Annotated in this window: 18 protein-coding genes; 15 read left to right on the top strand and 3 right to left on the bottom strand. The window is 49.0% G+C overall.

Annotation, left to right across the window (positions count from 1 at the left end):
• The 12 genes from ACTHPM_RS07055 to ACTHPM_RS07000 all read left to right on the top strand — a co-directional run bounded on the left by ACTHPM_RS07055 (position 1) and on the right by ACTHPM_RS07000 (position 12,852).
• Positions 1-1,125, top strand: a complete 1,125-nt coding sequence (locus ACTHPM_RS07055) for an SAF domain-containing protein (protein ID WP_440394484.1) — start codon at positions 1-3, stop codon at positions 1,123-1,125.
• A 50-nt stretch (positions 1,126-1,175) separates the two neighbouring features.
• Positions 1,176-1,892 (top strand): hypothetical protein, encoded by a 717-nt coding sequence (locus ACTHPM_RS07050; protein WP_440394483.1) that lies wholly within the window; start codon positions 1,176-1,178, stop codon positions 1,890-1,892.
• Complete coding sequence (locus tag ACTHPM_RS07045; protein ID WP_440394482.1) at positions 1,889-2,734, top strand: hypothetical protein; 846 nt, start codon at positions 1,889-1,891, stop codon at positions 2,732-2,734. The genes ACTHPM_RS07050 and ACTHPM_RS07045 overlap by 4 nt, the downstream gene beginning before the upstream one ends.
• Positions 2,735-4,639: a pilus assembly protein CpaF gene (locus ACTHPM_RS07040; RefSeq protein WP_440394481.1), complete on the top strand. Its 1,905-nt coding sequence runs from the start codon at positions 2,735-2,737 to the stop codon at positions 4,637-4,639.
• The gene (locus ACTHPM_RS07035; protein ID WP_440394480.1) at positions 4,629-6,701 is read left to right on the top strand and encodes a hypothetical protein; all 2,073 of its coding nucleotides are present in this window, start codon (positions 4,629-4,631) and stop codon (positions 6,699-6,701) included. Before ACTHPM_RS07040 ends, ACTHPM_RS07035 begins: the two co-directional genes overlap by 11 nt.
• A 13-nt stretch (positions 6,702-6,714) precedes the next feature.
• On the top strand, positions 6,715-7,197 hold the full coding sequence (locus ACTHPM_RS07030; protein ID WP_440394479.1) for an ABC transporter permease: 483 nt from the start codon (positions 6,715-6,717) through the stop codon (positions 7,195-7,197).
• Between the two features lie 27 nt (positions 7,198-7,224).
• Complete coding sequence (locus tag ACTHPM_RS07025; RefSeq protein ID WP_440394478.1) at positions 7,225-7,626, top strand: hypothetical protein; 402 nt, start codon at positions 7,225-7,227, stop codon at positions 7,624-7,626.
• The gene (locus tag ACTHPM_RS07020; protein ID WP_440394477.1) at positions 7,623-8,177 is read left to right on the top strand and encodes a hypothetical protein; all 555 of its coding nucleotides are present in this window, start codon (positions 7,623-7,625) and stop codon (positions 8,175-8,177) included. The genes ACTHPM_RS07025 and ACTHPM_RS07020 overlap by 4 nt, the downstream gene beginning before the upstream one ends.
• The gene (locus ACTHPM_RS07015; protein WP_440394476.1) at positions 8,164-9,213 is read left to right on the top strand and encodes a hypothetical protein; all 1,050 of its coding nucleotides are present in this window, start codon (positions 8,164-8,166) and stop codon (positions 9,211-9,213) included. The genes ACTHPM_RS07020 and ACTHPM_RS07015 overlap by 14 nt, the downstream gene beginning before the upstream one ends.
• An 82-nt stretch (positions 9,214-9,295) precedes the next feature.
• On the top strand, positions 9,296-10,849 hold the full coding sequence (locus ACTHPM_RS07010) for an ABC-F family ATP-binding cassette domain-containing protein (protein ID WP_440394475.1): 1,554 nt from the start codon (positions 9,296-9,298) through the stop codon (positions 10,847-10,849).
• A gap of 73 nt (positions 10,850-10,922) precedes the next feature.
• Positions 10,923-11,954 carry a MoeB/ThiF family adenylyltransferase gene (locus ACTHPM_RS07005; protein WP_440394474.1) on the top strand — a complete coding sequence of 344 codons (1,032 nt, stop codon included), beginning with the start codon at positions 10,923-10,925 and terminating at the stop codon, positions 11,952-11,954.
• Between the two features lie 196 nt (positions 11,955-12,150).
• Positions 12,151-12,852 (top strand): response regulator transcription factor, encoded by a 702-nt coding sequence (locus tag ACTHPM_RS07000; protein WP_440394473.1) that lies wholly within the window; start codon positions 12,151-12,153, stop codon positions 12,850-12,852.
• Positions 12,853-12,893: 41 nt separating this feature from the next.
• On the opposite strand, the gene ACTHPM_RS06995 is transcribed toward ACTHPM_RS07000, so the two are convergent.
• Together ACTHPM_RS06995 and ACTHPM_RS06990 are read right to left on the bottom strand one after the other, a co-directional pair.
• Entirely contained in the window at positions 12,894-13,418 is a 525-nt protein-coding gene (locus tag ACTHPM_RS06995) for a C40 family peptidase (protein ID WP_440394472.1), read from the bottom strand.
• A gap of 286 nt (positions 13,419-13,704) precedes the next feature.
• Positions 13,705-14,346, bottom strand: a complete 642-nt coding sequence (locus ACTHPM_RS06990) for a thiamine diphosphokinase (RefSeq protein WP_440394471.1) — start codon at positions 14,344-14,346, stop codon at positions 13,705-13,707.
• A gap of 168 nt (positions 14,347-14,514) precedes the next feature.
• On the opposite strand from ACTHPM_RS06990, the gene ACTHPM_RS06985 reads away from it, so the two are divergent.
• Positions 14,515-15,183 (top strand): trimeric intracellular cation channel family protein, encoded by a 669-nt coding sequence (locus tag ACTHPM_RS06985; RefSeq protein WP_440394470.1) that lies wholly within the window; start codon positions 14,515-14,517, stop codon positions 15,181-15,183.
• 20 nt (positions 15,184-15,203) lie between these two features.
• The gene (locus ACTHPM_RS06980; RefSeq protein WP_440394469.1) at positions 15,204-15,668 is read left to right on the top strand and encodes a low molecular weight protein-tyrosine-phosphatase; all 465 of its coding nucleotides are present in this window, start codon (positions 15,204-15,206) and stop codon (positions 15,666-15,668) included.
• A 156-nt stretch (positions 15,669-15,824) separates the two neighbouring features.
• On the opposite strand, the gene ACTHPM_RS06975 is transcribed toward ACTHPM_RS06980, so the two are convergent.
• A complete protein-coding gene (locus tag ACTHPM_RS06975) occupies positions 15,825-16,556 on the bottom strand; it encodes an alpha/beta hydrolase (protein WP_440394468.1) in 732 nt (243 codons plus the stop codon).
• A 256-nt stretch (positions 16,557-16,812) separates the two neighbouring features.
• Here ACTHPM_RS06975 and pdhA point away from each other — a divergent pair, with 256 nt between their 5' ends.
• On the top strand, positions 16,813-17,880 hold the full coding sequence (gene pdhA, locus ACTHPM_RS06970) for a pyruvate dehydrogenase (acetyl-transferring) E1 component subunit alpha (protein WP_440394467.1): 1,068 nt from the start codon (positions 16,813-16,815) through the stop codon (positions 17,878-17,880).
• Positions 17,881-17,887: the final 7 nt, after the last annotated feature.

Raw genomic sequence — 17,887 nt, 5'->3', positions numbered from 1 at the left:
ATGTCAAAGCTGAGACGGCGAACAAGGCATATGATCTACGCTGCACTGGCCGGAGCCGCAGTAATGGGGATAGCTTTTGTGGGATATGCGGTATTCAGCAGCATGCAGCATCATGCCAGGGAGAACAGAATCAGGGATGATTATCGGGAGCAAATCGCCAAGTTGGAGCAGGCACGCCTGGAGGAGGAAAAGCGCTTGTCATCCAGTTGGGTATTGTCGCGTGACATTGCAGCAGGCGAGGTCATTCAGCAGAAGGATCTTGTTCAGGTGAAGCTTCCGCCGGGAGCGGCCCCGGTGAATCTGGTTCAAGGTAATGAACAAGGCGGTGTCAAGATCGCGAAAATTGAGCTCAGGAAGGGAACCGCATTAACGGACGCGATGGTTTATGAGAAGGAGCCTCTACGGTCCGACCTTAGAAACAGGGAGCTTCAAGTGGTGACCCTGCCCTCCAATCTTCGTGAGCATGAAGTTATTGATGTGCGAATCCAGTTTTCTACCGGTCAGGACTATATCGTTCTGTCCAAGAAAAGGATTGATAAGCTGACAAGCCCCATCATCTGGATAACGATGACCGAGCAGGAAATTCTATCCTTTTCGAGTGCGATGGTTGATGCATACCTCCATGATGCAAAGCTGTATGCCGTTACCTACGTCGAGCCGGAAATGCAGGATCAAGCGATCCCGAATTATCCGGTCAACAAAGAAGTGCTTAAGCTGATCGACAGCGATCCGAACATCGTTACAAAGGCGGAGCAAAAATTGTCTGAAGCGGTGCGCGTTTCCCTGGAGAAGGATTTGTCCAAAATGCCATCCCGCATGAATGATAGCCAAAGCTTCACAGATACGGTAACAGTTCCAACGTATGACAATGGAAACACGTTCATAGGGCAAACCTCGGTTCCTATGGATGCTGCAGAGCCTCTGTTCAGTGACTTGAAGCAGACCGGAGATTCTTCAGGCGAGAAAGACGAAAATGCTGCTGGAGACGGAATTCAGCCGCTTGCCGGCCAAACTTCCGATTCCTTCTCCCTTGGTAGTGCCCAGACGAATGCGCTCTTAGAACAAAGCAAGAAGGATAATAAGGCAGGAGAAACCGTAGAAACAGAGAGAGCGGGACATCCTTAGTTCAGACCTCAGGCTTCATGCGATGCCAATGGGAGAAAGGAGAAGGGAAGTTGATTACTTGGATATTTGCGGGAATGTGTGACAAGAGCGAGCTTTTATTCTATTTATGCAAAATGCTGTCCTCGAGTTCTGCCCGGGTGCTGTTGATTGATGCGACGGACAGAAGGAAATACCCATATTACATCGGCCACTTGGACCAGCAATTATTGATTACGGAATTTTCGGGATTTGATGTCGCATGCGGGTTTGACGATGAAGTCCATTTGGAAGCGCATCTCGCAAACTCCGGCAGCAGCTTGGCGAAATATGATTACGTTATCTATGATTTGGAACTCCCCGAGTTTTGCTCTTCGAAGACATGGGAAGGCGCGTCGGCTCGGGTATGGGTAACAGACTATGAAATATGGACATTGGAAGAGGGAAGACGTTGGTTGAGAGAAGCCGTCGGCCGCTATCATATCAATGGTTTCGAGCTTGAGATGTACAAGGTTATCGTCCGGGCGGTGGATGAGTGGTTCGATGAAGCTTATCTTGAAGGGTATTTCAGTCACCTGCCCATTCGTTGGAAGGGCGATCCGGTCTACATTCCATGGAATGAGGCGGACTGTTCTTTAAGGCTTCGGAACGAGCATTCCCGATGTGTGCAGATGAAGCCGCTAACCCGGGGGTATAAACGGAAAGTATGCTTATTGATGCAAATGCTAACGGATTGGGATCAGAAACAGATTAACCGCGTGCTTCGGGCTGCGGAAAGGAGAAGAGCATGAGTACGGTAGCATTTTGGAGTCCGCTGCAGGGGGGGAGCGGCAATTCCGCTCATACGGCAGCATCAGCTATTACACTGGCCATGGATTATCGTTTGAAACTGTTATTAACGCATGGCGGCATGGCGAAAGAGAGAGTGGAAGGGGCTTTTCAGGCTTCCGCCTATTCGCTGGATCATTCACTGATTACATTTCAGGACCATGGGATGGACGCCCTCGAAAGGTTGTGTCTGAACCGGAGGCTGTCTCGGGATAACTTTCAGGATTACACGCTTCCGCTGCTGTCTGACCGGCTGGATATCGTGCAGGGAAATGCCAAACAGGAAGGAACCATGCCGGGCTATCGCAAACAGCTGCTTCAGTCCATGTGTACGGTGGCCAATCAATGCTACGATCTGGTGTTGGCGGATGCCGGGCATGGAAGGCCAAACGAAGGAAGCGGCGATCAGGCTCTGCTGGAAAGCGCGGATTTGGTCGTGGTTAACCTGAATCAGTCCATTGAAGGCTTGGATTTGTTTTTTAAGGATGAGAGCTGCCATGCAATCGTCCATGACAAGCCGTATATCGTTGTACTCGGACGTTATGATAAGCATTCGCACTGTACGCTGAACAACGTGAAGCGGCGTTTTGGGTATAAAGGGACGATACACGGCATTCCGTATACAACGGATTTTCTCGACGCCTGGAATATGCGGAGCGTGCTGCCGTTTCTGCAGCGCAGCCGCAATTTGAACAACCGGCAGCCTTCGGCGGCATTTCTGGACAGCGTTCGCGGTTTGGCCAAGGACATATTAACACAGCTCGAGATGAACTCCGCACTGAAGCTGGTTGAAAGGGGGGCATGAATGGTCTCCGGAGTGATCGTGAACATCCTTCTGATCGCGGTGATTGTTCTGTTTGTGGCATTGCTTTTCTATGTGAAATGGCTGGATTACCGCCGGCCCGTGAGCGTAGGGAGCGGTCTCGCGGGAAGCTATACGATCGAGAACATGACAGCATTCGTGAAGGAAACCCTGCATGAATTAACGCACAGCCAGCTGAGTGATCTGGGACTGCATGAAGAAGAACACAAGCGGAGATTACATAAAAGAAGCGAGCTCCGGAAGGCATTAAAGGACTGTATTTCCGGCGATCTGCGCGAGAAAAGGTATGTGAAGCAATTCATGGCGGATTTGCTCGTCAAAAGCTTCGGACTATCCGAGCACAATATTGATGAAGCGATTCCGTTCGGCGATATCGGGGAATTAACGTCCCAGGACCAGTTTGAAATCATATTTTATCTTTATCAGCAGCAATATGGGCAAGAAGCTTTAACCCGCTTGTTCGAGAACTATGAGTTGGCTGAACCGAAAGTTGTAGAGGGTTACGGTGAGCAGCCGGTTTACGCCGTAACCAAAGAAGATATCGATCACATCTTCATGGCGGAGTATTGCGAGCTTAGCTTTGAAGATAAACTCGAGATCGTGGTACAGCGCATATATCAGCAATATAAAGGGTTTTCCGTGGTGGATGATCTGCGTGACCAACGTATTGACGGGGTCAGTGGCGGCGTGAACGGCATTTGGAACGATGGAGGCAATCCGCAGCCTTTTGAGAATATGAGGCATCCGTTTCTATTCCTGGAAGACCCTTATGATCATATCCCTACCCTTTCAACAGAGAGCGTATGGGTGTTTTACAAAGGTAAGTCGGTGCATCTGTCCTTCCTGTCGTTCGGGTCGGAGCTGGAGCTTAAGAGGGTATGCCAAAACATTTATAAGTATAACCATCCCGGACAGCTGTCGGAATCAAGCGGTTACAAGGTCAATGAAATGAAAGACGGCTCCAGGGTCGTTGTCGTGAGGCCTCCCTTTGCGGAGTCATGGGCTTTTTTCGTCAGAAAGTTTGACATCCCGAACGCTTCACTTCAGCAGCTGATTACCGGAGAACAGGCGGAGCTGGCCATTAACCTGATTACCTACTTGATGAAGGGCTGCCGGATCACCGCCGTGACAGGTGCGCAGGGCTCCGGGAAGACGACATTGCTGATGGCCATGGTCGAGCACATCCATCCTACATATACCTTAAGGGTACAAGAAATGGCTTTCGAACTTCATCTTCGGCAAATATACAGCCGCAGAAATATTCTCTCCTTTCGCGAAACCGAGCGGATTTCGGGTCAAGAGGGATTGGATTTGCAGAAGAAGACGGATGGCACGGTCAATATTCTGGGTGAAGTCGCAAGCGATGAGGTTGCGGCTTGGATGATCCAAATGTCTCAGGTAGCCAGCCTTTTCACCGTATTTACGCATCATGCCAAAACCTTTCGGGATCTCGTGTTTTCGCTCCGGAATTCGCTTTTGAAAATCGGCGTATTTCATAACGAAACGATTGCCGAGGAGCAGGTCGTTCAGGTTCTCAACTTCGATATTCACATGAAAAGGGATGCGGATGGCAAAAGATTCATCGAGCGAATTACCGAATGCGTCCCTGTGGAACAGATATCTCTGGAGGCGCGTGAAAGCAATCAAGATCGTACGCTTGAGGAGCTGTTGGAGGAGATGCTGAATTTGCAGTACGAAACAAGGAAGCTTGGGCGGCAGGCATTTGTCTCGCGTAATATCATTGAGTACAAGGACGGCCATTATGTTGCCGTGAATCCGATCTCAGCAGAGAACGTAAAGCAGATGCATGAGCAAATGGGAGAAGAGGATGCGCTGATGTTCCGCGGCTTTCTAAATCATTACTGGGACGGATGCTATGAATATTAAATCGGTGCTGTTGTTCATTCTCTTGTTCTCCCTGTTCCTGTACGCAGTGACCTTTGCCATTCTTTCTTGGCTTAAAAGCCGGCAAAAGCATGCCCTCCAACACCATTTTCATGGTCACACAAAAATCCAGGGGGCAAGCATCCGCGAGCGGGTGAATGTACTTTTGCTTAGATCCTATGGAGTTATGTCCAGAATCCCATGGTTGTCCGCTTACCTGCATAAAATCAGAAAAAGGTTAACCGGCGTTCATGCGTACGATGAGCTCAGGCTGCGCCGGGAAACGGCGAAAATCACGATGTCTGTTTTCGGTATTCTGCTGCTGTCGGTCATCATTCTATTTTTGCTGAATCCCAGCGTCAGCTTTTTATTTTTGATTGTGCTTACGGCAGTGATTATTAACAGCTTACTGATCGATATGTATATCTATCGACTGGAGAGAAGATTGTTGGTGCAATTGGTCGACTTGTTCTCTGAAGTACGGCACCGGTACCAGCAGCATGAAATGATTGATGAGGCTTTGTACGAAGCAGCGTCGGCTGCAGGCTATGAGGCATCAGCCCACACGCTCAAAATCTACGAAGCCTTGAACGGGAAAGATCCTTCACAGGAGCTCGAAGACTATTATGAAACGGCTCCTAACCGGTTTTTAAAAGCATTTGCAGGCATTTCTTATATGGTCATGGAGTTTGGCGACAAGGTAAGGGAGCAGGGATCGATTTATCTGCAGGGACTCAGCGGTTTGACGAAGGAAATTCATCTTGAAATCCTACGCAGGGACAGGCTGGATTATCTGCTTAAAGGTTTAAACGTCATTGCGCTGGTCCCGGTATTCTTCACAAAACCGATCGAAAGATGGGCACGCAGCAGTTTTCCGGCGATGGATGCATTTTACACCAGCAAATGGGGCTACGTCACGAAGATCGTGATTTTTGTCGTCATTATATTGTCCTTCTTATTGCTCCAGAGGCTGCAGCAGGAACGTGAAACAACCTATCGTGCCAAAGGCGGAACCCGGTCATGGGAACAAAAGCTCTATTCGATCGCTATCGTGAGGCGTATTGCGGCATTTATGGCCCCAAGGCCGGCCACCCAGGGGTATGCCCGAATCCTGCATCTGTTGAAGGAAAGCAATACGAACCTGAAATACGAGTGGTTTTATATCCGCAGAATCATATTTTTTGTAATCGCCTTTGCGGTTACGTTGACTACCGCTCTTATTTTGCATGAGACGGCCAAGAAACATATTCTTCATGATCCCGTCGCGGGAACTTCCCTTTTCGGACAGATATCTACAGATCAACGGGAGAAGGGCTCCGAGCTTAGCGAACAGGATTGGATGATTATGAAAGAACTCGGTATGTCTTCTTCCGCCAGCTATGATGAGATCGCCGAGAGAATCGGCCGCAAAGAGAAACGGAATGCGAATCAGGAGGCCTTAAAGGAAGAAACGAATCGAGTTCTCCTTAAGCTCAAGGCTTATAACCAGGAATATTTGAAATGGTGGGAGCTCCTAGCCGCCTTATTAATTGGTTGTGCCGGATATCAGTTTCCGCTGTGGCTTCTGTATTTCCAGCGAAAAATCCGGTATTTGGACATGAAGCACGAGGTCTATCAATTTCAAACGGTGATCGCGATGCTGAGGGAGATGGAACGGATTTCAGTGGAAGAAATATTGGAATGGATGAACCGGTTTGCGATTATTTTTAAAACTCCGATTCAGAAATGCCTGCTGCATTACGATCATGGAGCAGAGATAGCACTGAATGAATTGAGGGAAGAGGTTCGTTTGAATGAATTCCAGCGAATCGTAGATAAGCTGCTATTAAGCGTTGAAAAAATTCCGATCGCGCAGGCGTTTGACGATCTGGAGAACGAGATGTCTTTTTACTTTGAACAGCGCAAGCAGGAGTACGAGAAGATGATCGATACCAAAGCAGGATTGGGAAAAATGCTTGGTTTTGCGCCGATGTATGCACTGATCTTCATGTATTTGGTCATTCCTCTGATCACGATCAGCTTTATGCAAATGAATGTGTATTATGAACAAATTCAAAAAATTTAAGGGGTTGCTGTGAATGAATAACGCTTCAAGCGCGCTGAAGGTCGCCGCAGGCATTTTTTTGACGATCGCACTGATTACCATTGTCGTGATTCTTTTTATTTCAGCTCAAGAAGCCACGAAGACTGCGCAAAACAATTTTTCGGATATCCAAACGGAGTTATCCCAGGCCTCGTTCACGGTTTATGACGGTACCAGTATCAGTGGTTCCCAGGTGACCAATGCGCTGCGCAAATTCAGGGATAAGGATCAATTCGGCATACTGGTCAAAACAGGAAAGAACAGAGGCGGACAATGGTATGGTAACACGCTGTTCATTGAAGACGATCTAACGGATGACCGTTACGGAGCCGTGGACGATCTCAAAAACAGGACTGGTGATCTACGGAACACGACCCTGGAGTCGAGCAACGAGTATGTCAATCCAAGCGGCAAATTTAAAGCCAGCATCGTGAAGGATCGATCCAATGTCGTTCGCGGACTTATTTTTGTGCAGTAATGTACAGAAGGGGAGGATGGACTCCTGATGAACGAAAATGTGCAGAACATGATATCTCTTAGCGTGATCCTTGCTTTATTTTTGAGTGCTTGCTTTATTGCTTTAAGTCTTACCGGACACATCAATCTGGCACTGAATGAAGCGTCCGCAGCCGTTTCGGGGCAACCTCAAAGCGTACATTCAACGCTCCAAACCGCTCACAGGGATGCATACAGCAGTCCCCAAGCCATTTTGATGACAATGGATCATGTCAAAAAGGGTGTCCGGATTCGGGTGAACGGCTTGGTTGTCGATGAGGATGACCCTGCGAAGCTGGTGAGTCTATCTATTTTTCAAGCGAATGATGCATATCATGCGGCTTACATAAGGGACATTCACGGCAATCTAACAGAAATTCGATTTGAATCGATCGGAGCAGGTAACGGATGAGCAGCATGGTATCCAAATTCGTTGCTGTCCTGCTCGCTGCTGCCCTGCTGTTCGTGTACCCCGCTGCCGATGCTTACCAGAAGCAGGATGATCTTTCCAGGCTCATTGTCTATCATGCGGTCACGCAGTTTGTGGACGCGGTCAGAAACAAAGGATATGTGACACCGGTCATGTATCAGGATTTTCTGAACGAGATTCAGGCAACAGGTCATGACTTCGACGTCCAGATGGAGCATTTGCATAAAAAATACACGCCTGTGTACACGGACGCTGCCGATCCCGGTACGTTTCAGCATGAGATTGATGTGGCGTATGACGGTTATTATACATCCGATGTGATGTCCGTCCTGTATCCGGAAACCGCTGAAACCAAAGATTCTGAGGATCGGAAATATAAAATGAATACAGGCGACTTTTTTAAAGTCGTCGTCACGAACATGGATCGTACGGCGGGGATGATCATGATGGATTTTGTGTCAGGAACAGCCTCGGGCGATGCCTCCGCGCTGGCATATCCGTACGGAGGCATGATACTGAATGAAGATTACTGATTTCTCCATCGTATTTGTCATCCTTTTCGTACCGGTATTTATGTTGAGCGGATTTCAAATCAGGGATGAGCGAAACGTGCAGCTGCTTGAAATGAAGTACGTGACGGCACTGCGGACGGCTGTGCAGGACGGGGCCAGCGTGCTGAACACGAATGTAAGGCAGGAGTGGGAAGCGGGCTATGGCTCATCAAAATTTTTCCGCGCCGACAAGGAGCTGGCCCTTTCGATTTTCTACAAAAGTTTGTACGCAAACCTGGGTATCGAAGAGGATTTACAAGCCCAAAAAGCGCTGGATTACTACATACCGGCCATTGCAGTTGTAGACTATGACGGTTATTACGTTTATGCGGATGAGGAGTTTACCGGGGAAGGGCAGGAGACGCTGATCAAGCATGTATGGAGCCCGAAGAAGCCATATGCTTATCGAGACGAGGCGGGGAATCTGATCCGGTTCACGCTGGACGACAGCATCGAAGCCTTCGAAGCGGGTACAGGCAGCTGGGTTCACGGCTTGCAAAGGGACATGAAGGATGAGACGGGCATCCGATTATTAACCGAGCCGGCATTATTCGATCAGGTTAGACGTACGACCATCGTCCGCACGATCGAGAAGGATTTGGCCAACATCATCAACCGTCATAATGAATTTGCAGTTAAGCAGGGCGTTTCTTATGACTTTACGCTACCGGTTATTCCGGGGGAGGAATGGAACAACTCCATTCAAGATATCGGCCTGATGGCTTTTATTCAGGGGATTCCTGTGGGCAAGGATTACTTGAACAACTATGCGCTGGGTGGAGGCAGATTGGTAAAAAAAGAGGATATTGTTGCCGGAAGGGATCCTCTAAGCGGAATCCGGTATTATGAGCGAAGCTCCTGCCACAGCGGATTAATGGTTGAAGAAACGTTCTCCTCAGCGTTCGAAGCCGCAAGCAGAGGTTATTTTGCACGAAGCTGCAGACGGGCAAGGCTCCCTAACCATAAGCTCGTTCACAAGGCAGACATCTTCTTATTTTCGGAAAACTCCAAGTTATGATAAAATGATATCTTGAATGCCCGTTTTCGAACGTTTTAGGCAAATCAGAACTTTTTAACATAGACAGGAGACAGAACGTTTTATGAGCTTGTTGACAGTAGAGAATGTCTCCCATAACTTCGGGGAACGCACATTGTTCAAAGATGTATCCTTCCGTCTTCTGGCCGGCGAGCATGTGGGCCTGGTTGGTGCGAACGGAGTCGGGAAATCCACGCTTATGAACATCCTGACCGGAAAACTGCTTAAAGATGAAGGTAAAGTAGAGTGGACACCGAAAATCCGTTACGGCTATTTGGACCAGCATTCCAAGCTGACGCCGGGCAAGACGATAAGGGATGTACTGAAAGATGCCTTTCTGCCGCTGCTGGAGCAGGAGCAGGAAATGATGGAAATCACGGCTAAGATGGGTGACGCGACGCCGGAAGAACTGGAGCTTCTGCTTGAGCAAATGGGCGAAATCCAGGAGCAGCTTGAAATCGGTGATTTTTATATGATCGATGTGAAGGTTGAAGAGATGGCCCGGGGTCTGGGACTCACGGCAATAGGACTCGACAAGGACGTATCCGCGCTTAGCGGCGGCCAGCGAACCAAGGTTCTCTTAGCCAAGCTGCTGCTGGAGAAGCCGACCGTGCTTCTGCTCGACGAACCGACGAACTACCTGGATGTAGAGCATATTGATTGGCTGACCCAATATTTAAAAACCTATCCGTATGCATTTATGCTGATTTCTCATGACACGGAATTCATGAATCAGGTTGTGAATGTGATCTACCATCTGGAGTTCGCTAAACTGACACGATACGCGGCCAATTACGATAAGTTTCTGGAAATGGCCGATATTTCGAAGAATCAGCATATTAACGCTTACGAGAAGCAGCAGGAGTACATCAAGAAGCAGGCAGACTTTATCCAGCGGAACAAGGCTCGTGCATCCACATCCGGTCGTGCGAAAAGCCGCGAGAAGCAGCTGAACCGTATTGACCTGATTGAAAAGCCGGAGGAAGCGGCTAAGCCCGTATTCCATTTCAAGGATGCCCGTGCCAGCGGCAAAACCGTGTTTGAGGGAATCGATTTTGAAATTGGATACTCCCATGCTTTGCTGCCCAAAATGAGCATGACCATCGAACGCAGCGACAAGATCGCGATTGTTGGCTGCAACGGGGTCGGCAAATCGACGCTGCTGAAAACCATCATGGGGAAAATTCCGCCGATCAGCGGCAAGACCTACCTTGGTGATTACCTGCATCCGGCTTATTTCGAGCAGGAAGTCAGACCTAGCAGCGTGACGCCGATCGATGATGTCTGGAACGAGTTCTCTTCCCTGAATCAGCATGAAGTCCGTGCGCATTTGGCGCGCTGCGGTTTGAAGAACGAACATATCACCCGTCCCCTCAACATGCTGAGCGGCGGCGAACAGGCAAAGGTCAGATTGTGCAAGCTGATGATGCGCGAAGCGAACTGGATTCTTTTTGACGAGCCGACGAATCACCTGGACGTCATTGCGAAGGCTGAACTGAAGCGCGCCTTGCAGGAGTTTAAGGGTACAGTCCTGCTCGTTTCCCATGAACCGGATTTCTACGAGGATTGGGTAACGAAAACCTGGAACGTGGAAGAATGGTCCCATCAGAACGCATGATGTGTCATTCAAGTACAATCTGCTGCCGTATTCCCGTAAGGGAATGCGGCTTTTTATCGAAGGGGATGAAGGCATGAACACCGGAGACGACCGTTATTCCAGACAGGAGCGCTTCACACCGTTTGGCGCCGAAGGTCAGCGTAAACTCTCGGCCGGCCACGTACTGATCATAGGCGCAGGAGCCTTGGGGACATCCATAGCCGAAACACTCGCGAGAGCGGGCGTCGGACATTTGACGATTGCGGACCGGGATTACGTCGAGTGGAGCAACCTGCAGCGTCAGCAGCTCTTCTCGGAAGAAGACGCAACCCGCAGGCTTCCTAAAGCCATCGCCGCTAAAAACAGGCTGCAGGCGATTAATTCGTCGATTCAAATCGACAGTCATGTGATGGATGTTAAGCTTGACGAATTGGAAACCCTTATAAGCGGCGTGGATCTGATTATGGACGGTACAGATAATTTTGATACGCGGCTCCTCATCAATGACATAGCCCAAAAACACGGGATTCCCTGGATTTATGGCGGATGCGTCGGCAGCTACGGCATCACGTATACCATTTTGCCCGGGCAGACGCCCTGCTTGAACTGCCTGCTGGGCACCGTACCGCTGGGAGGAGATACCTGCGACACGGCAGGCATTATCCCGCAGGCGGTGCAGGTCGTGACGGCACATCAGACCACGGAGGCAATGAAATTGCTTAGCGGTCACCGCGAAGCCCTTCGCGATAAGCTGTTAACATTTGATCTGTGGCGGAACGAATCGATGTCGATGGGCGTCAAGCATGCCAAAAAAGAAGACTGCCTCTCGTGCGGGAACCATCGGACTTACCCGTATCTGTCTTCCTCTAATTTGGAGAAAACCGATGTGCTATGCGGCAGAGACACCGTTCAAATCCGACCAGGTCAAAAACAGACCCTGAACCTGCAGGAAACAGCGGACAGGCTGGCAAAGCTCGGCGAAGGCAAGGTGGAGAGCAACCCGTTCCTGGTTTCGTTTGCCACTGGCGCACACAGGCTCGTGATCTTTGCGGACGGCAGGGCGCTGATCCATGGGACGAAGGATATTTCCGAGGCCAGGACGGTTTATCATCGTTATTTTGGATGAACACGAAGAACATCATAAACAAACCATTCCGATGAAATAAAATTGAACGAATAAAGCTCAGGCACTTGTCTGTATTCCGGATGAAATCAAGGGGAGCTTAGTTCTTTTTATATCAGGAATGGTTTTTTTATTGAACGGCAACCCTAAGTACAGGATGTCGAAGCAAGAGGACTTTGTAGCGAAATCAGGTGATAGGATGCAGGAACGGCTACTGGTAATGGGTACCTTTTTACAGGATGAGGAGCTGCTGGGCAAGCTTGAAAAGGGAGGATACGAGGTACAAACCGTTCAATCCGAGCATGAAGCGCTCCGTGCCATCAATCGTCAACCGATTGATATGCTGCTGATGGATCGTTCCGTTTCGGGGCATAGTCCTGGGTCGTTACATAAAGTCATCAAAGCGCTTTTGAGGGAACAAGGAGACAGGCATTTTCCCATTATGTTATTCGAGGAAAAGCTGACAGCCGAAGTTGTCATCGAGGATCTCGGGGCGGGAGCGAATGATGTCGTCGCGAGATCAGTTGAGGGGGATGAGCTTCTGGCCCGAATTCGGAATTTGCTCGGCATATTCCATATGGAACATGAACGCAGCCACCAAAAGGTAGCCGTCGCCGACTTGGTTATCGACCCCGCCAGCCGTAAGGCCTGCAGAGCAGATAGGCAGCTGTCTCTCACCGTCAAAGAGTTCGATCTGCTGCTCTATTTGGCGAGGCATGTCAACAGGGTATGTACGCGGGAAGAAATTTTAAAAAAAGTGTGGGATTATGATTTTCATATGGGAACCAATGTCGTGGATGTATATATACGGCATCTCCGCACGAAAATGGATAAGGGATTCAGTACAAAGCTGATTCAATCGGTGCGTGGAGTGGGTTATATAATAAAAGAAGGCGAGTAAGTCCCTAAGCTTACCCGCCTTCTTCCGTATTAGGCTGTTGGTTAAAGCACGCGGCGTGCTTTCAGATACGTTCTTTTCCAGTTTCCGGAGTTGAGATTGGAAATCGTTACGCCCGGGGAACCATAAGTGTGCAGGATTTTACCGTTGCCGGCATATACTGCAACATGCGTTACGTTCTTACCATTCGCTCTGCTGCCGCTGGAGAAAAAGACGAGATCTCCCGGCTTCAAATTTGATTTCGATACCGCTACGCCTACTTTAGATTGCGCTACAGACGTACGTGGAAGTTTTACACCGTATTTGCCAAAGATATATTTCATGAAGGAAGAGCAGTCGAATACTTTCGTAGTGCTGGTCGATGCTCCAAATTTATATGGTGTACCCATGAACTTTTTGCCATAGCTTACAACAGCAGATCCTTTAGAAGAAGTAGCGTGTGATGCGGAGACGGATTTAGATGAAGATGCTTCCGTAACTTCGGCTCCGGTTGCCATCACTGCAGTAAAACCTATCGATGCACATAACCCTACGGCTACTAATTTTTGGAATAGATGTTTTTGATTCATGTTTGTATGACCTCCAAATTTCGTTTTCTGTCTGGCTCGTTTCCGAGTATAACAGTTTTGTAACAGCCTAAATTATGGATAAGGACCTTCAAACCCTTGCGGCTACAGGGGATAATCCCTTTTATTAAAAAACCATTAAAAGTTACAAAACTTTAAGAAATAGCTCGTCCACTCGCTTTATAAACAAGAAAAACCCTTGAGATATCAAGGGTTTTTAGCATATTTAGATTTCGTAAGAAATTGTTGAAGGCTGACATTTCAAAATGCCGAAGAACCTCAATATTGTTCAGTCCTTGCTTTGTATAACGAGTAAAAGACCGCCTTCCACGGTAACCCGACCCGACGAGTCCAGCAGAACGTTGCTGATCCCGAGCGACTCCCCGATTTTGAGCGTGGCGTTATGAAGCGGATATTGGAAGCCTTCGAGCGTAATCCCCGTTACCTCCGGCGTCATGGGGAGCAAGGATACATATGTGTATCCGCGATCCTCAACTTCGAGTTTGGAGCCGGTGATCGTAATGTAGTTATTCCGGTCCATGATCGCGCAGCCGATATGATGCTGCAAAGCCCGGTTCAGCATTTGAACGTTGGCAAGGGTATGATCCATCCGGGTCCCCGTGCCGCCGATCAGAAGAATGAAGTCGGGCTGCTCCCGTATAGCCATCTCAAAGGCCAGCTCCGTATCCGTCAAATTTTTATCGACCGGGTCGCATTCAACGATTCTCCCGCACTTGGAACGGACATGCGCAAGCTCCTGCGGAGAAATAGAATCGAAATCGCCAACGGCAAGCTCGGGGCTCACCCCGTGCCGGATGAGGAAAAGTGCCCCTTTATCGGCTCCAATGACATAGTCCCCTGGCTGGATCTCCTTTATATATTGTGGGTGGAGCTCTCCACCCGAAAAAATAACAACGCGTTTAAAGCTCATTCGTGTATCCCCCTAAATCCATTTCGTTCTTGTTCTATAAAAAGGTGATTTCATTTGTCGTGGATTGTTTCTTCAGTATAAATGAGAAAACATGGTTGCACAATTCAGTCAGCCGCGACTACAATAGGGAGGATATCGGATAGGGGAGAGGTTAGAGAGAAATTGGACATGCATGCTTTTGAAATTTTCAGCATCATCGGAACGATTGCTTTTGCGATGTCGGGCGCATTTGTCGCCATGGAGGAAGATTACGACATCCTGGGCATCCTGGTGCTGGGCCTGGTCACTGCTTTCGGCGGCGGAGTCATTCGGAATATCCTCATCGGAGTACCCGTAACCACGCTCTGGAGCCAAGGGCTGCTGATTAAACTGGCGATCTTGTCAGTGATCATTGCATTTCTGCTTCCTTTAGGCTGGATCAAGCATTGGAAACGTACGGAAGCCTGGTTTGATGCCATAGGGCTTTCCGCTTTTGCCATCCAGGGGGCGCTGTACGCGGCTAACATGCACCATCCGCTGTCGGCGGTGGCTGTGGCTGCCGTGATGACAGGCGTTGGCGGGGGAATCATCCGGGATCTGCTGGCCGGACGCAAACCGCTCGTGCTGCGCGATGAAATTTATGCTGTCTGGGCGATGATTGCCGGCGTTGTGGTCGGTTTGAACTGGGTCCATACGACTTGGCAGGCCGTTCTGCTGTTTGCGGTCATTGTTGTGCTTCGGATGCTTTCCGTCTATTATAAATGGAAGCTGCCGCGGCGTACGCTGCACGTGTCTTCTTCGACCGGTCTATCCGTTAATAACAGCCAGAAAGACAATAGCAGCCGGAAGACAGCTTAATGGAAGAGGGGGCTAACATCATGATCAATGTATTATTTGTTTGTCTGGGGAACATTTGTCGTTCGCCGATGGCCGAAGCGATCCTGAGACATCAGGTAAAGGATGCCGGGCTTGACACAAAGGTGAGCGTGGACTCGGCGGGAACCGGCGACTGGCATATCGGTCATATCCCTCATGAGGGAACGCGCGAGTTGCTCGATCGGCATCAGGTGGGTTACGAAGGGATTCAGGCACGGCAGTTCGGAAGCCTTGACTTTGAAACTTTCGATTATATCGTGTGCATGGATGACAGCAACTGGAGGAACGTCAAGAACCTGCCGGGGGCGAAGGAAGAAGGGCTCATCAAATTTATGGACCTTTTGCCGGAGCATGAGCTGCGGGAAGTTCCCGATCCGTATTACACGGGGAATTTTGAACAAGTATACGAACTGATGAAGGCGGGCTGTGAGGTACTGCTGGATCGAATCATAAAAGAAAAGCTCTAAATAATATGGTGGAAGAAAGGCACAAGGTGCCTTTTTTCGGAAAAACAATGAAAACGCAATCATTTTATGAAAATAAAAAAGGTGAGTCATCGACAATTCCTGCTGGTCCCAGCATCCCATGTCATTGACTCACCTTTTGTGCTGTTTATTTTGCGGCTAGACGTGTAAGAAGTACTTAAGCGCATCGGGAAGCTCTTTCTGCCAGAAGCCCCAAATATGCTTGCCGTCCTTTTCGGAATATTCCACTTTGGCACCGCGATCGAGCAGCAGCTCCCGTGTCTTGCGGTTCAGTTCGACGAAGTTATGAATGCCGTGATCGCTTTTGAACGCCGTCTCTTGCAGACCCACGATCATAAAGATGTCGAGCCCGGACAGATCGTCCTGAGCCTCATAGATGTCTTGCGAAGCGGGATAAAAGGCGCCGGAGAGGCTGATGACGCGGCGGAACAACTCGGGATAGCGGATGGCCAGGTGCAACGACACGCTTCCGCCGAGAGAGTCCCCGGCAAGGATCCGTTCGGATGCGTCCCTGCGAACGGGATATTTGGCTTCAATGAAGGGAATAATCTCTTCTGCAAAGCAGCGCGTATAGGCATCGAACCGGCTTCCGAAGGGAGCGTATTCTTCCGTACGGATCGAGGTATCGACTTCAACGCCGACAATAATAAACGGATCGGTCCCTCCATCTAAGATCAAATGGTTGGCTGTCGTCGCGATGCGGCCGAAGTTGAAAAATTCCTCTCCGTCCTGGCAGTATACGACAGGGTAGCTCAAAATTTCATTGTAGCCAGGTGGGAGGTAAACCCGCAGGTTGCGTGTTTCATTCAGAAATTGACTTGCGATCTCTTCTTTATGAATGGTGCGTTTCAGATACTTTGAATCAGTCATACATGTTCACCCTTCTCGCAGTTGATTTTACGGCCGGATAGCTGGATCAATAGTTCATCCATCATCTGGAATCGTTCACGATTTCGTCAAAAATTCCCCGACTGTTATATAATAACCGTGTCGCTGTTATACATACAAACCTGCAACATTCTGAAATTTTATCCGCAATATCTTTGACGAATCGAATAAAACAGGTGTATAATAATTCTATAACAGCAGCACTTGATATTCAAATTTTTTTGTTGAGGTGAAGATAATGAGCAAGGTGCCTTATGAAGTGTATACCGAGGAAGTCGAAGCGCTTTCCGTGCTCTCTCCCGAAGGTGAAATCATTAACAAAGATAAAATGCCTAACCTTACTGATGATCAGTTAAAAGAAATTATGTACCGCATGGTATTTACCCGCACTTGGGACGACCGTGCCGTCAATCTGGGCCGCCAAGGACGTCTTGGTTTCTATGCTCCGGTATCCGGACAAGAAGCAACGATGGTCGGCAGCGAATACGCTCTTGAAAAAGAAGATTTCGTATGTCCGGGCTACCGTGATATGCCGCAAATCGTATGGCATGGACTGCCGCTTTATCAAGCATTCCTGTATTCCCGTGGACACCAGCATGGTGGAGAAATCCCTGAAGGCGTGAATGTATTGATGCCGCAAATTATCATCGGTGCGCAAATTCTGCATGCGATGGGTATTGCCATGGGCTTCAAACTGAAAAAACAAAAGCAAGTTGCGATCACTTATACAGGTGACGGCGGTTCTTCGGAAGGCGACTTCTACGAAGGTCTGAACTATGCAGGCCGCTTTAAGCTGCCGGTCATTTTCTTTGTGCAAAACAACGGCTATGCCATCACAACTCCTTTTGCAAAACAAACAGCAGCATTGTCTATTGCCCACAAAGCAGTAGCAGCCGGCATCCGCGGCGTCAAAATCGACGGTATGGATGTGCTCGCTGTTATTAGTGCTGTTCAGGAAGCTGCCGAGCTTGCCCGTAATGGCGAAGGCGCGACTTTGATCGAAGCCGTGACATATCGTTTCCGTCCGCATTCCCTGTCTGACGATGCGACCAAGTACCGCACGAAGGACGAAGAAGGCGAATGGAACGAGAAGGACCCGATCGCTCGCATGGCGAAGTACCTCGAGAAAAAAGGACTGTGGACGGAAGAAGACACAGCCCGCGTGAAAGATGAAGCCAAAGCGAAAGTGAACGAAGAGATCAAAAAGGCGGAACAAACCGCAAAAATGACGGTTCCTGGCTTGATCGACAGCATGTTCGAGCAAACCCCGAAACATTTGGAAGAACAAAAAGCCGATTTCCAATAAATCGATT

The sequence above is a fragment of the Paenibacillus sp. SAFN-054 genome, assembly GCF_051966755.1.
Taxonomy (GTDB): Bacteria; Bacillota; Bacilli; order Paenibacillales; family Paenibacillaceae; genus Paenibacillus_AQ.
This window is presented reverse-complemented; position numbering and strand designations above follow the sequence as displayed.